Below are 18,861 nucleotides of genomic sequence, written 5' to 3'. Positions count from 1 at the left end.
ATGAAAGGATATTTTTTACGCTATCCGCAAGTATTGCGATTATTTATAGCCCTATCATTTCTGCTCGCACCGTTGTATTCGGTGCAGGCGCAATGTCCTGTAAATGATATTACGGTAAACCTGACGGATGTTACCTGTAATGGCTTTGATGATGGAACACTTGAAATTGTTCTTAACAATCCGAACGGATACACCGGGCTGTACAATTATATTATAGTCGGAATTCCATTGAGCGGTGATGCAGTGATTCAGAACCAGGTTGCTAATACGCCCAGTATCACATTCACCAATTTGCCGGCGGCCGACTATTCAATTTTTATAACCTTTCCATCTGATCCGAGCTGTACGGGTTTCAGTAATTCCGGCCCTTTTCAAATATTTCAGCCAACCCCGCTTGTAGCAGGACTGGACAACGTAACTCCCGCATGTTCACCCGGAACAGGAGCCATCGACATTTCAGTTTCAGGCGGAAATGGCAATTATTCATACGCGTGGTCTGGCCCTACAAATCCCGGGAATGTTCAGGATCCTGTTAACCTTGATGCTGGGGATTACAGTGTGACAATAACAGATGATAAAGGTTGTACTATTGATATCATCGATATTTTTGTGCCAATTATTACTGCTGCTGATGCCGGTCCGGATCAGGTGGTTTGTGATAATAGTGCTGTCCTGGCAGGTAATGTATACCGGAATCCAGGTGAAATAGGCAGCTGGAGTGTGGTATCAGGAACGGGAACATTTGCAGATCCCAATGATCCGAATTCAGCCGTTAGCGGCTTATCGGAAGGCGATAATATTTTTGAATGGTTCATCACCGACGATGGTGGAATTTGCCCCGGAACAACGGATCAGGTGACCATTACCTGGAATAACCTTCAACTGGTATCTCCCGGAGACATTTTACTGAATTGTAATGCAGTAGCGGATGGTGCCGGAACATTTACGGTAACCGGCGGAAATGGTCCGTTCAATTTTACTGTCGATCAGAATACTGCAGGCGCAACGATTACGCCGAATGCGGCATCACTGGATTTTTCAGCGGCAGGTCCGGGTGTAATAGAAATTAGCGTAACCGATGCGGACGGCTGTGCGCAGTCCCAGCTAATCAATATCACCGAGCCCCCGGCGATTGTTATAGATACTTTTTCCTCAACCGATGCAACCTGTAATGCCGGAAATGACGGTACAATTACCGTTGCAGCTTCAGGGGGGACCGGTGCAATTGTCTATACCCTGCAGCCCGGTGGAATCTCCAATGGCACCGGGGTATTTACTGGTCTTGCCGCAGGGGATTACACGGTAGATGTATCAGATGCCAATGCCTGTGGTCCGTTCGCCACTCCTACGATCACCATCACTGAACCAACAGCCATCACGATTGATAATGTGGCTTCAACGAATGTTACCTGCAACAGCGGAGCAGATGGCTCCATAACTGTGGTGGCTTCCGGGGGTACAGCTCCGTTAAGCTATACATTGCAGCCATTAAATATTACCAATGCTACGGGTATATTTCCAGGTCTTGCCGCTGGCGTATACACAGTAGAAGTGGATGATGCAACGGCCTGCGGACCGGTTACGACAGCTGCAATCAACATTACTGAGCCTGCATTGCCGGTTATTGATAATATTACAGCAACCGACGTTACCTGTGCTACTTCAACGGACGGTACAATCAGCGTTGCCGTTAGCGGTGGAGTAACACCCTATACATTCACATTGAATCCGGGTGCTGTTTCAAACAATACCGGGGTTTTCAATAACCTTGCTCCAGGAACCTATAACATCGATATTACGGAGGCAAATGGTTGTGGTCCGATCAATACTGGTGACATCATAATTTCTGCGCCTCCTGCAATTGTAATTGACAATACCAGCTTTACAGACCCTCTTTGTAACGCCGCTGCTGATGGAAACATTACGGTTGCCGCATCGGGCGGTACGGGTACAATTACCTACACGATACAACCTGCCGGGGTTTCGAATACGACGGGTGTATTCGATAACCTCGTGGCAGGTGATTACACAGTTGAGATAACGGATGATAACGGATGCGGACCTGAGGTAACAGGGACCATAACACTTACTGATCCGGCAGCTATTGTCATTGATAATGTAGTCACAGTGGATGCTACCTGTGGCGGCGGAAATGACGGAAGCATAGCTGTTACAGCTTCAGGTGGTACTGGCGCACTTACCTATACCCTCCAGCCCGGTGCAATTTCGAATGCGACGGGAATATTTGCAGGTCTTGTTTCAGGTACCTACACGGTTGAAATTACGGATGCTAATGCTTGCGGTCCGGTAACAACGGCAGATTTGATCATTGGAGAACCTTCCATTAACCTTCCTGTAACGAATCCTACGATTTGTGATCCTGCACTTTCAGATGTGATAATCACTGTTAGCGGAACTACAGCAGGCCTGACCTATGAATTACAGACCCAGTCAGGAGCTTCTCTTACGCCTCCGGTTACCGCTGTGAGTACAGGTGGAGACCTTGATCTTGTTATCCTTCAGGCAAACGCCCCCGCAGTAACTACCACCTACCGTGTTGTAGCCCAGATAGTAGGGTGTGGTGAGATAATCAACGCAAATGAACCGGTGGTAACGGTTAGTCCACAGCCGGACATTTCACTTGCAGTATCCGATGCTGCATCCTGTAACCCTTCTTCCGATCCGGTTACGATCACCATTTCAGGTTCGGAAAACGGCGTCACGTACGAACTTCAGGATCTGGGAGGAAACCCGCTCACTCCACCGGTAACAGTGGCCGGAAACGGAGGGAATGTAGATCTTATTATTCCTTCTGCACAGGCACCAGCTGTTAATACAACATATCAAATTGCTGCTTTGAATGGAGCAGGGTGTTCGGCAATTCTTACCGATCAGCCCACCGTTAGTGTTTCAGATGCACCAACCGCAATATTCCAGGGTGATATAACAGCTTGTGAAGGTTCACCGGCCGACCTTGGTGTTGACCTAACTGGAGTTGGGCCATGGGATCTCACTTACAGCGATGGTGTAGCTGAGACAACAGTTAATGTTGCTGCATCTCCGTTTATTTTCCAGGTGAATCCAGGGACAACTACTACCTACGATCTTGTCCGCGTTACTGACCTGGGTACAGGATGTACAACCGATCCACTCGGAAGCAGCGCTACTGTAACGGTGCAGCCGATCGTTGGAGACCAGGTGAGTTTTGGCTCTGGAGACTGGATTGGATATGTATATGAAGACGGTCCGACAGGTCCTCCATATCCCGGCCGTGTAGACTTTGATCCCGCGAAATACAAGGGATTCATTAATCAGCCTGAAAATTTTGACTTAAATCTGGGGAATAATCTTACACCCCTTAGCGGACCTGATTTATGCGGGGTGTATGATGATAATTTCAGCATTCGTTTTAAGCTGAGAAAGAATTTTGCGCCAGGAACGTACCAGATCACAGTAGGAGGGGACGATGGTTTCAGACTGTCCCTCGACGGCGGTGCTACTTTTATTATTGATGAATTTATTCTACAAACCTATACTACCCGAACGATCAATATCTGTTTGGATGGATCGACTGATCTTGTGTTAGAATATTTCGAGAATGATGGCGAGGCAAGGGTTTCTTTTAATGCATCTCTGATTTCACCTGCGAATGACGTATCTGTAACTATCGCTGCAGACCAGCTGCCCGCGTGTATTGGTACACCCACTACATTTACTGCAACACCGGTAGATGCAGGAACCAACCCAACTTATCAGTGGCAGGTGAATGGCGTAAGTGTTCCGGGTGCGACTTCACCTAACTTTACGACAACACTGCTGAATGACGGTGATATCGTAAGAGCCATCGTGACGGCAGATCCGACGATTACCTGTGTGATCAACAATCCGGCCACTTCAAACGAGATTACTTATAATTCAACCAATGCATTAACCGCGGATGTTACGATAAGTGCCGATCAGAACCCTGTTTGTATCGGAACAGATGTCACTTTCACGGCGGTAACAACGAATGCAGGGGCACTTCCAACATATCAGTGGCAGGTTAACGGAGTAGATGTGCCAGGTGAAACATCAGAAACCTTCACAACATCGTCTTTGAATGACGGTGATCTGGTGCGTGTTACGATCGGTACAGATCCTGCACTTACCTGTGTGACCAATATTACAGCTCAGTCGAATGAGATAGCCATTAATATTGTGAGTGATCTCACAGCAACAGCAAGCATAATAAGCTCAGCGAACCCCGCATGTATAGGTGAAGATGTTATCTTCCAGTCAACTGTTACGGATGCAGGTGCGAACCCTACGTATCAATGGCAGGTAAATGGTGTTGATGTTGCAGGTGCAATAGCTCCCACGTTTACTTCAAACTCACTCAATGACGGAGATATCGTGCGCCTGGTTGTTTCGGCAGACCCATTAGCTACCTGTGTGAATAACAGTCCCGTAACATCAAATGAGATAACCCAGCAGGTTCAGGCTGGTACACCAATGACTGTCAATGTAACGGCAGATAATACCAGTATCTGTGCCGGCGAAGATGTCACCTTCGATGCTGCGGTTACTGATGGAGGAGCGAATCCTACCTATCAATGGCAATTAAATGGTCTGGATATTTCTGCTGCCACCAGTTCTACATATGTAGCAACCGGCTTGCTGAACGGAGACCAGATTACGGTAGTAGTGACTGCCGATCCTTCTGCAGGTTGCGTTCCCAACAGTCCGTTTACCTCAGCCCCTGTAACCATTCTGGTACAGGATGCGGTTACTCCTGTAGCAGATATTACTGTTGATCAGAACCCTGTGTGTATTGGTGATCTGGCAACATTTACTGTTAACATTTCAGACGCTGGTGCTTCTCCTGCTATTCAATGGCAGGTGAATGGTACTGATGCAGCGGGTGAGACAGGTACAACATTCACTTCCGCCGGTTTGAATGACGGTGATGTGATCAGAGCGGTTGTAACAGCAGATCCTGCGTTAACATGTGCAACTGTTACAACAGTAATCAGTAATGAAATTACCCTTTCTACGGTTTCAGATCTTACTGCTTCGGTATCGATCGATGCTGATCAGGATCCTGTTTGTGTCGGCGATGCTGTAACATTCACTGCTACAGCGCAGAATGCCGGTGCTAATCCAACATTCCAGTGGCAGGTGAATGGTGCTGATGTGGCAGGTGAGACGAATATCACATTCACTTCATCCACACTGGCCGACGGGGATAATGTTACAGTTGTTCTTACAGCAGATCCTGCAGCAACATGTGTGAATAATCCTGTGATTACTTCGTCACCGTATACCATCAATGTTGTTAATTCGCTAAATCCTTCTGTTTCGGTTGTCGCTAACAATACAACCATCTGCTCAGGTAACCCTGTTCAGTTTACCGCTTCGGTAACAGAAGCTGGATTGAACCCGACTTACCAATGGCAGATTAACGGAGCTCCGGTTGCAGGTGCCAATTCAGATGTCTTTACTACGAATACATTGGCGGATGGAGACCAGGTGAATGTTATAGTGAATCCTGATCCTGCAGCATCCTGTGCGCCTGCAGGTCCGGTTTCTTCGAATGTTGTAAATATTTCTGTTCGTCCGCCAACCGACCCGGCTTGTACCGGTGGAGCAGGTTGTGGAGCATTCATAGTACAGGTGACACCTGTAAGGCCTCCGTGTAATCTTCCTGATGAAGGATCCCTGAGTTTCCTCATAACGGGAGGATCTGGAAGCTATACTGTGGTGTTGTCTGGAAGCAACGGATTTAACCAGGGTGAAATTGGAGCATCCGGTATTCCGGTCCTTTTCGAAGATCTTTCGGCAGATGATTACCAGTATACCATTACAGATACCAATGGCAATACCTGTACACTGCCATTCACACTTGAGAATGAGACAATTCTCGAGGCAGCTGTAATTGACGTTGTTGACAGTGAATGTTTTAATGAACCAGACGGACAGGCAACAATAGAGATTCTTAGCGGTGGAAATGCACCATACGAATATTCACTGGATGGAGTCCTCTGGAATCAGGCGCTTACTTCGGTATTTACCGTTACCAATTTATCAGCGGCGGATTCACCAATTGGTATTCTGATCCGTGATGATGCCTCGGATGTTTGTCCGGAAGAGGTATTTGTAACCATCAATAATTTGTACCCGGAAATTGTAACGCCAGTGGCGTCAACACCGGTAACTTCTTGTGACGGCAATGAAGGCACTATTACAGTTACCTTCCCGCCGATGGGTGGTAATTCGCCTAATAACCTTTGGCAGATCTCCGTCGTGCCTGGAAATGGTCCGGCAGGAGACTTTAAGCCATTCACTGCCGAGGAGTTAGTGACTGATCTTACCGCTGGAGCTTATTCGGTGTTCATTCAGGATGAGGGCGGATGTATCAAGCGTATACCTGTCACTGTAGGTTCGCCTAACCAGGTGGATCTTGTGGCCAATGTAATCCAGGCAGATTGTTCAAATGACGGCCGAAGCGGAGGTTTACAGATTCAGGTAAATAATACGATTGATGTACCAGGTCCTTACCGACTAACCATTGAGGCCCTGGATGGAGCACAGGCGGGCCAGGTAATTTACGAGGATCTGACCTACAATGGCGGTTATATTGAATTTGATACGCTGATCTCCGCCGCATATTTGGTGGTTGTGATTCCAACAAATCCAAATTTCTGCCCGGTTGAACTGGAAAGAACGATCAGCGGAGGACCGCAGCCTGTATTCTTTGATTTTGCGCTGACCTGTTCAGGCGGTACGAATTTGAAACAGCTGTTGCTCACCGATATTCAGGGTGATCCGAATACCGCCTATACGTTACGTGTATTTGATAATCTGTCATCGCAGCTGGTAGAGGAAATTACCTTTAATCTGAATATTGGAAACCAATATTTGATCGAGAATTATTTCTTCCTGACAACCAACAAGGAATATAAATTGAGACTTGTTCAAAGTCCGGCAATATGTGCGGGTCAGGAAATCCGCTATGATCATCCCGAGAACCTGCTGATCCCGGCACCATTGATGGCGCAGATCGGAGTAACGACAAAATCGCTTCCCGACAGGGCAACAGGTACCATGCAGATAATCAATTTTATAGGTGGGTATCAGCCGGTTGATAATGACTTCCCTTACCTGATTGCCATAGAGCTTGATTCAGCGGCAGTGCCGGGACAATCGTTCTCTACTGATTTTGATACTGTACGTCTCAATAGCAATCTTGATTTTGAGAAGCTTTATGAGGATATACCTGCCGGGCGTTATCGCGTATTTGTTGCGGATCAGCAGGGCTGTTCCATTGAATTGGTGGCCCGGGTGCCGTTGGATACAGACATCTTTATTCCGAATATTTTTACGCCGAACGGAGATGGTGATAACCAGACATTCTTCATCCGAAATAAGCCGGATAATGATGTGAAGCTGATTATTACGAACCGTTGGGGTAAACGTGTTTTCAGTTCAGACAATTACCAGAATAACTGGGACGGTGGTGATCTGCCGGATGGTGTTTATTTCTACCATATCATGGTAGATGGAGAAGAGTATAAGGGTTGGGTTGAGATTTTACGGAATATAGCCCCTTAAATTTTCGATCCCGGGCTTAAAGGCTCATCAAAAATTCCATCGTATCCACATTATCAGCATAATCCCATAATTCGGGCAGCTGTGCTTTACCAAAAGGCACAGCTCCCGTAATTAAACGGGTCTTTTCAGCCTCTACGATACACTGGATCTTATCACGCTGCTGACCCAGCATTTCTTCGAGTTCCCGGGGTGTTGCATAGGTTTCAAAGAACAGAACCCCAACCGGTGAGACCAGCTGTGAGGTCGACTGCAACAGCAGAAAGCCGTTATCCAGATGCGGTTCGCCGTTTACCAGCAATACAGACTTATTGAAGTCGTAGTTGTTATTGTATTTATGCTGGTGAATTACATTGGCATATTGCTGAATCCCTTCAAAGAAGGGTGTAAAATCAAATTTTTCGGGGACATAAAGCTTTGATACATTTCTGCAACCCAGTCCGAAATATGTAAATATATCCGACCCCAGTCGCTTAAAGTCTTCAGCATCTTCCGATCCTGTGAGAACGGCAACAGACGTTCTGTTTTTCCGGATTATGTTAGGATATTTCCCGAAGTAATATTCAAAGTACCTGGCTGAATTATCACTCCCAGTGGCAATGATCGCGTCCACATCGTTCAGTCTTTCCTGAAGGATAATCCTTTCACCAATTTTCGGACTTACTTCGGATATCTGGCCGATCATGAACTGCATGAGCACATTGTCCTTTGAACTCATTTTAACGACTGCATAATTACCACTCGCAAGAACGCATAACAAGTCGTGAAAGCCGACCAGCGGAATATTGCCAGCCAGGATGAGCCCGATCCTGGATGGTTTGCTTACGGTATCATATCCGGAGAGCCACTGGGTGAGAGAAGGTTCATTCAACATGGAGGTAATGCCTGTAAAAGCAAATTCCACATTCTCCCTGGTAAACCATGGGTTTTCATTGGAGGCCCTCAGGGCAAGGGTATCCATTTCTTCTTCTGATAAATCTTTCAGTTTATGCTGAAGATTCGATATTGCCTGAATGAATTCCTTCTGAAAAATGTTAATTCCCATAGAAAGCGTAACCAATGGATGGTTTATTTTGTTTGAGACCACGAAGATACTTTCTATTTTTGTAACAGTTAAATTTAGATAAGACTTAAGTAGCTGACATATGGCAATAATGATAACAGATGAATGCATCAATTGTGGTGCATGCGAACCGGAATGTCCGAATACCGCCATTTATGAAGGTGGCATGGAATGGACATGGGGTGGTGGAACAGACCTGGACAATGTTGAAATGGAAGACGGAACACTGGTGGCGGCTGATGCGCCTCAGGACCCCGTATCAGATGAATTCTACTACATTGTTCCAAGTAAGTGTACAGAATGCATAGGCTTCCACGAAGAGCCGCAGTGTGCCGCGGTTTGTCCGGTGGATTGCTGTATTCCTGATCCTGATTATGAGGAGACGGAAGAAGAGTTACTGGCAAAAAAGGAGTGGATGCACCTCTAACGCATTTTAGAGCGCTTCACCAGGTACGAATAAAGGACGTCATTGAAATCATTGTGAATATCCATCGGGATAAAATCAATTTTCAACTGTCCGCATTTTAATTTCAATTCTTTATAGAAACGGTCTATCTGTTCACGATAGGCCGTTTTTACATCTGCCGGGTTCAGTTTCATTTTCTCACCCGATTCAAGATCAATAAATTCATAGGGCCGGTCATCAAAGGCAAATTCAAATTCTGTTTTCTTATCGGTGATATGAAATAACAGTACTTCATGCTGGTTGTGCTTGAGATGCTGCAGGCCCTTGAAAATTTCATTTGTATCCTGGCTGTCGAACATGTCACTGAAAAGTATAATCAGGGATCTTCTGGGGTTCATTTCAGCGATTTCATGCAGAATGGTGGCTACAGAAGTTTTTGATTCAACCTTTTCATCATCCGCCAGCTGCTGAAGCTGTATAAACAGCTTATTAAGATGTGTCGAGGTAGAACGAATTTGCGAAGTATATTCTATTTTATCGGAAAATGTAGCCAGACCTACAGCATCGCGCTGTCGCTGGAGCATGAATGCAAGCGCCGCGGCACTCAACAGACTGTACATTAGCTTACCGCGCGTTTCGCTGGGATAATACATGGAGGATGAAACATCAATGACAAGCTGGCATCGCAGGTTCGTTTCTTCTTCATATCGCTTGGTATAAAGCCGTTCGGTCTTGGCATATACTTTCCAGTCGATATGTCGCGTACTTTCTCCGGTATTATACAGCTTATGTTCTGCAAACTCCACGGAAAAGCCGTGATAGGGTGATTTATGCAGGCCGGTAATGAATCCATCGACGAGCTGACGCGCGAGGAAGTCTATATTCCCAAGTTCTTTGATCCTGTCGAGTGGAAGTTTCATGTACGGATGTTACGCGAATGTTATTAAATTGATCTACCCTGAATATTACTGAAATTTATGGATAAATCGCAAAATGCTGTTTGCATCGAATACTTTTATTATACTATATTAGGACTTGATTTGTTCAAAAAATACGATAGTATAAACTAAATAACCTGGATTGTGGAAGAGAACAATACGAATGAAAGAGAAGAAATATTTTCGGAAAGGGTGCGTGCCGGTAAACGGACTTATTTCTTTGATGTTAAGGCGACACGTTCTAATGACTATTATTTAACTATTACCGAAAGCAAGCGCAGATACAAGGATGATGGCTTTACGTATGAGAAGCATAAAATTTTCCTGTACAAGGAAGATTTCAACAAGTTCGTAGAGGCACTGCATAATACTGTAAATCATGTGAAGGATGAACTGTTGCCGGAGGTGGACTTTTCACAGTATGATCGCCTGAGTGATGAGGACGGTGATTATGAGAGCAATAATTCCAATGGCAGCGGGCTCGATAGTGAGCTCAAATGGGATTGATTATACTCATTGTTAACAGAGGTGCCTCGGAGAGATTCGGGGCTTTTTTTTATTAAGAAGATGTGATGAGGAGAAAGCCAATTCTATACCTGGCTGTACTGGTGCTGGCATTGCTTTTCCTGGGCTGGCTCTTTACGGATATATTTATTTATATCCTTATTTCAGTAGTCCTGGCAGCGATATTGCGCCCCCTTACCAACCTAATAACGCGAATTCATGTCTTCAAGCAGCGTATCCCGCGATTTCTGGCGGTGATCATGTCCTTCGCGGCACTTATACTTTTCATTTCAGCATTTGTTGTGCTGTTTATACCCCTGATCTCCGAACAAATCCAGGTGATTGGAAGAATTAATTACGAAGAGCTTTATGAGCGCGCCACGGTTCCCCTGCAGGACCTTGAGGATTTCATGATTGTTAATAACCTCACCGGGGACGAACCTGGTTTTCTGGTGGATGTGCTGAGACAGAAACTTATCAGCTTTATCTCTACGATACGCATCAGCAACATTCTGAATGAGTTACTTTCATTCACGGGTAATTTCTTTGTGGGTGTCCTTGCAGTTTCATTTATCACATTTTTCTTCCTTTATGAGATGGGATATTTGCGTAAACAGCTGATCTCCCTGATCCCCAATAAATATTTTGAAGTGACGATCGCGGCCTTTAACAAGATTGAGAGGTTGCTGTCCAATTACCTCGTCGGACTGCTGATTCAAATGTTTTCTGTTTTTAGCATCGCAGCCATCGGTCTGTCCATCCTCGGGATTAAATATGCACTTACCATCGCGTTGTTTGCGGCCGTGGCAAACCTGATTCCTTATCTGGGTCCGATTTTGGGGGCTACTTTTGGAATCATTGTGGGGGTTTCCACCGGGGCCAATATTGTTACCCAACAGGATTTTCTTTTGCTGGTGATTAAGATCGCCTCGGTCTTTGCAATCGTTCAGCTAATTGATAATATCGTATTGCAGCCGCTCATTTTCTCAAAAAGTGTGAAAGCGCATCCTTTGGAAATTTTTATAATTATATTTGCAGGCGCTTCGCTGGCCGGGATCCCGGGAATGATTGTTGCAATACCCGTTTACACGGTTTTGCGAGTGTCGTTGGGTGAATTATACACCGGCTACCGAAGTTATAAGGTATTTCGAACACAAAGCTTGCAACCATGGCACTCAAATGCGGGATCGTTGGACTTCCGAACGTAGGAAAATCCACACTTTTTAATGCGATTTCTAATAATAAAGCTGAAGCGGCAAATTTTCCGTTTTGTACAATTGAACCGAATGTAGGAGTTATAACGGTTCCGGATGAACGTCTTAATATTCTGAAGGACCTTGTTAGTCCACAGCGGGTAATGCCCACCACCATTGAATTTGTGGATATTGCCGGCCTGGTAAAGGGTGCCAGCAAGGGGGAGGGTCTTGGTAATCAATTCCTTGCCAATATCAGGGAAGTGGATGCGATAGCGCATGTGGTACGTTGTTTCAACGATGATAATATTGTGCATGTTGATGGCAAGGTAGATCCGATTACCGATAAAGAGGTAATAGATACCGAGCTTCAGTTGAAGGATCTGGAATCTGTTGACAAGAAGATTCAGCGTCTCGAAAAGGTTGCAAAGAGTGGTGATGCGGCAGCGAAAAAAGACCTCGCCGTACTCCAAAAATTCAAGGCTCATCTGGAATCCGGGAAAAATGCCCGGTCACTGGTGGTTACCGAAGAGGAGAAAAAGTCCATATATGACATACACCTTCTAACAGTGAAGCCTGTAATTTATGTGGCGAATGTGGAAGAAGGTGCTTTGCCGGAAGGCAATGAGCACAGTGATCGCCTGCGGGAAGCGGTAAAGGATGAGGAAGCAGAGGTGATTGTGATATCAGCATCCATTGAGGCACAAATTGCTGAACTGGAAGATCCTGACGAGCGGAGTTTGTTTTTAGAAGAGTATGGGTTGAAAGAATCCGGACTGAATAAGCTGATCAAGGCGGCATATCATATATTGAACCTTATCACATATTTTACCGCCGGCGAGAAGGAAGTTCGTGCCTGGACCATCAAGAGAGGATGGAAGGCCCCTCAGGCAGCTGGAGTGATCCATACCGATTTTGAAAAGGGCTTCATCCGTGCAGAGGTTATCAAATTGGATGACTACGAAAAATACAGGACTGAAAATGCCTGTAAAGAGGCGGGGAAGATGGCAGTGGAAGGAAAAGATTATATCGTTAAAGACGGGGATATCATGCATTTTCGCTTTAACGTTTAAAATTGAAACATTTTATTACATGAATTTTTACATTTAAGCTTTTAATACTATTTTTAGAAGCTATAATAGCATTTTTTAATCGCTTGGAAGATCCAACGATTTTTGAATAGACCATGAAATTCGTAAGGCATTGAGGCTATACTCTACTATATCCTGTGCCCTGATTTTTTAAAAAAACGAAGACAAATTGAGAGTCAGGATCATTTTTCTACTTAAGAACAGAGGAAGTCATATTCCCTTTCATCATCAATATTTGCTAGCTCAGATGATTAAGGGAGTCCTTATGAAGGGCAGCGACGAGAAGTATATAAACTATTCGTTTTATAATTTTTCGGGGTTGAAGGGACAGACGAAGATCAGCCGTAAGGGGCTGCATTATTATTCATCACGCGTTACGTTGGTGCTTTCTTCACCCAGCAAGGACTTTATCGATTACTTTCTGGCGAACCTTTTCGATTTTCCCAAAGTGGAGCTTGGTGCCCTGGCACTTCAGCCGGAATTTGTTGAATTGGAGGAAGCTGTTGAAATGGGCGAATATGGAAAGTTTATTTGTATTTCCCCGCTTGTTCTCATGAACTCAAGTTTCAACGACAGTACCGCAAAACGCTTTATTCCGCCGGAAACGGATTCGTTTTCCGACCTGCTGTACGAATCCACGATTCAGCGTATGGCCAGTACAGGAGACTTTACCGACGAGCAGATCGCCAGCTTCTATAAATTTCAGCTGATCCCCGATAAAAATTATATCGCCCGGTTAACGGCTCAGCAAAAGAAGTATGCGCGGATTTATCCGGTCTTTGATCAGGATGTGAAATATGAAGTGAGGGGCTATACCTTTCCGTTCACATTATACGCGGCTCCCGAAGTATTGGATTTCGTCTTTAACTGCGGGTTGGGTCAATTCACCCACAAAGGTTTCGGGATGCTGGATGTAGCTAATTCTGATCCCAACAGCCGTGTGCTGAAATACGAATTTAACGCAACCGTTCATTAAGTGTAATGTGGCGATAGCCAACAAGCTGGTCGCCACGCATTTCTAACGGTGTGTAGTACACGAGGATTTCATATTCATTTTCAGTTTCAAAATGATTGCCTTCCAGGTAATTCATCGGGAGTGTGTCATTTTTGATGATATACTGATAATCATACCAGCCTTGTTTTAATATTTGCCTGCCTGTATATATGCCGCGCGACCTGTCGTACTGCATTTTATTCTCAGGGATATAATGATAGTTGTTCATCCTGCCAACCACATAGACGTCTCCCGGCAACGGATCACTTTCCAGGGTAAATACGGTTTCCACATAATCAGATTCTACCACTCCATTGCCTGTATCCATATTTGAGACAATGAAATTGCCATTCAGATCATTGAGCAGCGAATAAACTTCGAATATACGGGGCTTGTCCTTTCCTAAAACAACCTGGGTCGGTCGCTTTGAAAGATCTGTATAAGCAACATTTTGCCCTGGAGATCTCAGGGACCGCATGTCAAAAAAGCGAAATTCATTACCACCGGTGAAGTAATCCTTCTCGGCGAAAAACCGATATTCCAGCATCTTGTCAATTTCTCTAAAAAAAGTAGGCTTGGTGACACGGATAACATTATCCCAGCGCTGATTCTGTCGCAGTACAATCGTTATTTGCTCCATCGGATTTTGGATTGGGAAATCCTGATAGTTGATGGCAAAGTCAAGCTGTTGATTCATCCGGCTCAATGATGTTATATTATTAAGACCGGTGCTCAAAAGGACATTCACCCGGTTCTCAAACACCATGAAACGCTTTGTAAGGATGATATCCTTTGGGTTATTCTCCCGGTAGGCGACAAGGAGATAATTTCCCGGAATTTTTACACGTGGAACCTGAAACCTGTAATGAATGTATGCGAGCTTGGTGTCGATCGAAAATTCATAGGAGTTAACATTGAATTCATTGTAATCAAATAAATAATCAAGCGCCCTGAGTCCGGAAGGTTTCCAGTCGCTGTTGCAATGAATGATCCGCACCATATAGTCTTCCGGCGAGTCAACCAGGTCGTCAAATTCAAGAACCAGGTTCTGTGTGCCCAAAGGGCTTGCAGGAGGCTGTAACATATCCTGGGGCCGGCCCGTAAACGGATATAACATGACAGTTCTTATTTCTGCCTCGTAGGACCAGTCTTCATACCTGAGCGTTTTGTCGTTCTGGAAAAAGGAAACAAGGCCCAATAGAAGGGTAATCGCAGATGCAATGGGATATGTCATAGTCGTTTTGTGGCAAAATTTTTGCCATGTTTCAATAAATACGAATTTATGAAAATATTTTTACCTGGCTTCCAACCAAACTTCCAGGTTCCGGGTCACTAAGAACAGATACATGGAATCTGAAAAAGCGCTAATCAGAGGTTGTCAACAGGGAGACCGCTTATCCCAGCGTGAGCTCTATGATAGATTTGCCGGGCAAATGCTGGCGATCAGTAAGCGCTATTCCAAATCTGAACTGGAGGCAGAGGACATTCTTCAGGAATCATTTATTAAGATATTCAGAAACATCTCAAATTTCAGGGAGGAATCGAGTCTTTATTTCTGGATTAAACGCATCGTCGTTAATACTGCACTGAACAGCCAGCGAAGCAAGTTATACTCTTTCCCTATGTCGGACGTCTATGAACTGCCTTTGCATGTAGGGGAGAAATTCACATTGGCCGATTTCCATTTTGAGGAGTTGCTCCAAATGGTGAGGGAGCTGCCCGATGGTTGTCAGACCATTTTCAACCTGTTCGCCATTGAAGGCTACACGCACAGGGATATCGCCGGGATGCTGGGCATCAGCGAAGGAACCTCAAAGTCGCAGTATGCAAGGGCCAGAAGCCTGTTACAAGAAAAAATATTGAAAGAAAAAGGAGTAACCTATGGAAGCTCAGAATAATAATAATTTTGAAAGAGCCTGGCAACAGGCTATGAAAGGTGCAGAGGTTGAGCCCCGGCCCGAAATTTGGGAAGAGATTGAGGCAAGACTCGATGCAAGTGGCCGGAATGGTAAACGGATGTGGCTCTTGCCAATCGCTATCGCAGCTTCTGTGCTCTTTGCCATGACCACTGCAGGCGTATACTATTCAGCCTTCAGGGATGAGTTGCCATCCTCATCAATAACTGCCAAATTAGGATCACCAGCGGAGAATAGTGTAGAGAAGCAAGCATCCGATATTACCGCAAATTCAATGGAAGGAGGATCAATTGATGCCTCTGAAGCCTATGCCAATTCATATGATTTATTGTCAGGTATTCAACCTGATGCTGCAGGAGATTTACAGGATCAGCCAGAAACAACCGACGTTTTAAAAGACGTGGCACCAGGTGAATGGTTCGTTTTTGAAGCACCGTTGCTGGCAGGTCTGTACCCGTTTAATACTTTATCTATTGATCGGCCTGCTGAGGCTGTATTTCATCGGATTCCGGTACTGCCCGGGCCTAAAGATTTGAAAAGCGATCAACTTTGGGCCGGATTGAATCTGTCGGGCGGGTCGGTTACTTCAACTGCGGGTTCGGTATCATCGCTGCAGGTGGCCGATTTTGAAAATAATTCCGGAAGTATAATGGTGGGTCGTACCGAAACGAATACGACAGGGACATTAATGAACGTCGGACTTGGATTAGGTAAGAGAATCAGCCGCCGATGGGTAATCCAGGGAGGGCTGAATTACAGTCAGCGAACCGCAGGTGGTACTTCCAACCTGGTTTCAGGACCGGAGAACCAGCAATCTGTAGCGCTCGATGTACGACAATATCAGGGAAATGCCCAGCTGAGTGTTACTCAGCCATATGATGTTGAGCATAGGATAGGGTATGTTTCGATACCCGTTCAGGTAGGCTATGTTCTACTCGACAAAAAAGTGGATGTTACCCTCCTGGGAGGAATGTCTAATGATATTCTCATGCAACACCGGGTTTCAGATTCAGAAGGAAACCTTGGATCAACCAACCTTGATGAGGATTCCAATTTTAAGAAATATGCAGTTAGTGCCCTGGTTAGCGCTGAAGTAAGTTATCCTCTCGGAAGGCATTATACGGTGAGTGCCTACCCACAAATTCGCCAGTACCTGTCGGCCGTTCAGAAGGATGTAAACGACAGTCCGCCGGTATCTCTCGAAATGGGATTTCGCCTCAGCTACGTATTTTAGGAGGTTTGTTCCAGCTCATCGATTTTTCCTGCCACGTCTTCCCATTGGTCCTGGAGCGAATTAACCTTTGATTTCAACTTTTCATAGGTTACGGTTGCTTTAGACAACGCATCCGGATCAGCGTAAACTTCAGGCTTTGCCATATGCGTCTCACTCATTTCGATTTCAGACTCAATTTCGGCAATTTCATCTTCAATACCCGACAGCTTTTCCTGCAGTTTTTTCAGTTCCTTCTGATCCTCCGGCTCCCTGTGGCGTTCTTTTTTTACGGGCTCCTTTTTTACGACATTTTCTGCCGGTTCCGTCTGTTCCGACATTTTAATTTCATTGCGCCAGTATAGATATTCCTGATAGGTACCCGGGTATTCCTTAATTTCCTCGTCCTCGATGTACCAGATCTTATTGGCTACCTCAGAAATAAAATGACGGTTGTGACTTACCACGACAAAGGTTCCCTGGTACTGCTGAAGAGCCTGGATCAGGATATTCTCACTAATGAAATCCAGGTGGTTGGTAGGTTCATCCAGCAGTAAAAAATTAGCTTCAGAAATCAGCGTTTTTGCCAGTGCCACACGTGATTTCTCACCTCCGGAGAGCACTTTGATCTTTTTGAAAACATCGTCATCACTGAAAAGGAAACAGCCCAGTATCTGACGCAGTTCCAACTCTGTTTTATCACTCCCGGCCTGTTTCAATTCCTCAAGGATCTCATTATTCACATGAAGCGCTTCGAGCTGGTGCTGGGCATAGAAACCCTCAATAACATTGTAACCTTCCTCACGCTCTCCTTCAATCATTTCCGTACCGGATATGATGCGCAGCAGGGTAGACTTACCTTTTCCGTTCGCTCCGATAAGCGCAATTTTATCTCCACGTTCAATAATCGCCGACGTATTTTTAAGAATAGACAGGTCTCCGTATGCCTTGGATATATTATGCAGCCGCATGACATATCTGCCCGACTTTTGCTTGAACTTGAACTTGAAATTTACCGCCGCAGTATCATCGATCACATCTTCCACACGATCCATTCGTTCCAGTGCCTTCACGCGTGATTGAACCTGACGTGCCTTGGTGGATTTTGCGCGGAATCGCTCAATAAATCGTTCGGTCTGTTTGATCTTCTGCTGCTGATTTTCAAAAGCATTTTTCTGAATTTCAGACCGCAATTCCTTTTCAGACATGTAGAAATCATAATTGCCCTCATAGCTGATCAACTGCTCCTGGGAAACTTCCACAATTCTGCTTACCGTATTGTTGAGAAACTGGCGGTCGTGGGAAACAATGATCACAGCGCCTTCGTAATTGCGGATATAATTCTCAACCCATTCAATAGATGGCAGATCCAGGTGGTTGGTGGGCTCATCGAGCATTAAAAGAGAAGGTTTTTCCAGCAGGAGTTTAGCCAGCATGACACGCATTCTCCAGCCCCCGGAGAATTGCTTCAGCGGACGGTGCAGATCTTCGGTTCTGAAACCGATCCCTTCAAGTATCTCCTCTGCCTTGGCTTGCATTGAATATCCTTCGAGGCGTTCAAACTTTTCCTGAAGCTTTGTGAGCTTGTCAATCAACTCGTCAGAATATTCGGTCTCCAGTTTCTTTAATATCTTTTCTATCCGGCGCTGCGTATCGACTGCTTCTCCAAAAGCGGTCATGGCAACCGTAAGAATACTATCGTCGGTGAGATAGGAGAGAAGATCCTGGTTCAGAAAACCTACGGTACATTCATTACTCTTTGAAATTTCTCCTTCATCCGCCTGATAATCGCCATTGATCAATTTAAGCAGGGTTGATTTTCCCTTCCCGTTCAGACCAATCAGTCCGATCTTGTCCTTGGGCTTAATGTGCAGGGCGGCGTTCTGATACAATGCCCTTCCGCCGATGAAGTAGCTCAGATTATTTATTGCAAGCATGCTGCAAAGGTAGCAATCCATT

Annotated in this window: 12 protein-coding genes; 8 read left to right on the top strand and 4 right to left on the bottom strand. The window is 45.2% G+C overall.

Translation table 11 applies throughout. The annotated features are described in order from the left end of the window. On the top strand, positions 1 to 7,590 hold the full coding sequence (locus LDX50_RS20400; protein WP_225698055.1) for a T9SS type B sorting domain-containing protein: 7,590 nt from the start codon (positions 1 to 3) through the stop codon (positions 7,588 to 7,590). A 16-nt stretch (positions 7,591 to 7,606) separates the two neighbouring features. Here LDX50_RS20400 and LDX50_RS20395 read toward each other — a convergent pair whose 3' ends face one another. Further along, entirely contained in the window at positions 7,607 to 8,632 is a 1,026-nt protein-coding gene (locus LDX50_RS20395; protein ID WP_225698054.1) for an acyl-CoA reductase, read from the bottom strand. 100 nt (positions 8,633 to 8,732) lie between these two features. On the opposite strand from LDX50_RS20395, the gene LDX50_RS20390 reads away from it, so the two are divergent. Beyond that, complete coding sequence (locus tag LDX50_RS20390; protein WP_225698053.1) at positions 8,733 to 9,077, top strand: 4Fe-4S binding protein; 345 nt, start codon at positions 8,733 to 8,735, stop codon at positions 9,075 to 9,077. Here LDX50_RS20390 and LDX50_RS20385 read toward each other — a convergent pair. Then, positions 9,074 to 9,976, bottom strand: a complete 903-nt coding sequence (locus LDX50_RS20385) for a DUF58 domain-containing protein (RefSeq protein WP_225698052.1) — start codon at positions 9,974 to 9,976, stop codon at positions 9,074 to 9,076. The genes LDX50_RS20390 and LDX50_RS20385 overlap by 4 nt on opposite strands. 162 nt (positions 9,977 to 10,138) lie before the next feature. Between LDX50_RS20385 and LDX50_RS20380 the strand changes: the two genes are divergently transcribed. The 4 genes from LDX50_RS20380 (at position 10,139) to cas6 (ending at position 13,758) form a co-directional block, all read left to right on the top strand. Further along, complete coding sequence (locus tag LDX50_RS20380; RefSeq protein ID WP_225698051.1) at positions 10,139 to 10,501, top strand: DUF3276 family protein; 363 nt, start codon at positions 10,139 to 10,141, stop codon at positions 10,499 to 10,501. A gap of 65 nt (positions 10,502 to 10,566) precedes the next feature. After that, a complete protein-coding gene (locus tag LDX50_RS20375; protein WP_225698050.1) occupies positions 10,567 to 11,706 on the top strand; it encodes an AI-2E family transporter in 1,140 nt (379 codons plus the stop codon). Beyond that, positions 11,667 to 12,764 carry a redox-regulated ATPase YchF gene (ychF, locus tag LDX50_RS20370; protein ID WP_225698049.1) on the top strand — a complete coding sequence of 366 codons (1,098 nt, stop codon included), beginning with the start codon at positions 11,667 to 11,669 and terminating at the stop codon, positions 12,762 to 12,764. Before LDX50_RS20375 ends, ychF begins: the two co-directional genes overlap by 40 nt. A gap of 187 nt (positions 12,765 to 12,951) precedes the next feature. Next, entirely contained in the window at positions 12,952 to 13,758 is an 807-nt protein-coding gene (gene cas6 / locus LDX50_RS20365; RefSeq protein ID WP_225698048.1) for a CRISPR-associated endoribonuclease Cas6, read from the top strand. Here the strand turns inward: cas6 and LDX50_RS20360 are convergent. Next, positions 13,739 to 15,010 (bottom strand): type IX secretion system plug protein, encoded by a 1,272-nt coding sequence (locus LDX50_RS20360; protein WP_225698047.1) that lies wholly within the window; start codon positions 15,008 to 15,010, stop codon positions 13,739 to 13,741. The two genes, cas6 and LDX50_RS20360, sit on opposite strands and share 20 nt — an antisense overlap. Positions 15,011 to 15,122: 112 nt before the next feature. Here LDX50_RS20360 and LDX50_RS20355 point away from each other — a divergent pair, with 112 nt between their 5' ends. Together LDX50_RS20355 and LDX50_RS20350 are read left to right on the top strand one after the other, a co-directional pair. Continuing rightward, on the top strand, positions 15,123 to 15,674 hold the full coding sequence (locus LDX50_RS20355; protein WP_225698046.1) for an RNA polymerase sigma factor: 552 nt from the start codon (positions 15,123 to 15,125) through the stop codon (positions 15,672 to 15,674). Then, positions 15,658 to 16,926 (top strand): outer membrane beta-barrel protein, encoded by a 1,269-nt coding sequence (locus LDX50_RS20350; protein ID WP_225698045.1) that lies wholly within the window; start codon positions 15,658 to 15,660, stop codon positions 16,924 to 16,926. The genes LDX50_RS20355 and LDX50_RS20350 overlap by 17 nt, the downstream gene beginning before the upstream one ends. Here the strand turns inward: LDX50_RS20350 and abc-f are convergent. After that, on the bottom strand, positions 16,923 to 18,839 hold the full coding sequence (gene abc-f, locus LDX50_RS20345; protein ID WP_225698044.1) for a ribosomal protection-like ABC-F family protein: 1,917 nt from the start codon (positions 18,837 to 18,839) through the stop codon (positions 16,923 to 16,925). The two genes, LDX50_RS20350 and abc-f, sit on opposite strands and share 4 nt — an antisense overlap. Positions 18,840 to 18,861: the final 22 nt, after the last annotated feature.

This window comes from Fulvivirga sedimenti (genome assembly GCF_020328055.1).
The sequence above is the reverse complement of the archived record's forward strand: the minus strand, read 5'-3'. Positions and strand labels throughout refer to the sequence as shown.

Bases quoted from the DNA above. Each gene is read 5' to 3' on its own strand.
- LDX50_RS20400 (WP_225698055.1), top strand. From the start codon at position 1: ATGAAAGGATATTTTTTACGCTATCCGCAAGTATTGCGATTATTTATA.
- LDX50_RS20395 (WP_225698054.1), bottom strand. From the start codon at position 8,632: ATGGGAATTAACATTTTTCAGAAGGAATTCATTCAGGCAATATCGAAT.
- LDX50_RS20390 (WP_225698053.1), top strand. From the start codon at position 8,733: ATGGCAATAATGATAACAGATGAATGCATCAATTGTGGTGCATGCGAA.
- LDX50_RS20385 (WP_225698052.1), bottom strand. From the start codon at position 9,976: ATGAAACTTCCACTCGACAGGATCAAAGAACTTGGGAATATAGACTTC.
- LDX50_RS20375 (WP_225698050.1), top strand. From the start codon at position 10,567: ATGAGGAGAAAGCCAATTCTATACCTGGCTGTACTGGTGCTGGCATTG.
- ychF (WP_225698049.1), top strand. From the start codon at position 11,667: ATGGCACTCAAATGCGGGATCGTTGGACTTCCGAACGTAGGAAAATCC.
- LDX50_RS20360 (WP_225698047.1), bottom strand. From the start codon at position 15,010: ATGACATATCCCATTGCATCTGCGATTACCCTTCTATTGGGCCTTGTT.
- LDX50_RS20355 (WP_225698046.1), top strand. From the start codon at position 15,123: ATGGAATCTGAAAAAGCGCTAATCAGAGGTTGTCAACAGGGAGACCGC.
- LDX50_RS20350 (WP_225698045.1), top strand. From the start codon at position 15,658: ATGGAAGCTCAGAATAATAATAATTTTGAAAGAGCCTGGCAACAGGCT.
- abc-f (WP_225698044.1), bottom strand. From the start codon at position 18,839: ATGCTTGCAATAAATAATCTGAGCTACTTCATCGGCGGAAGGGCATTG.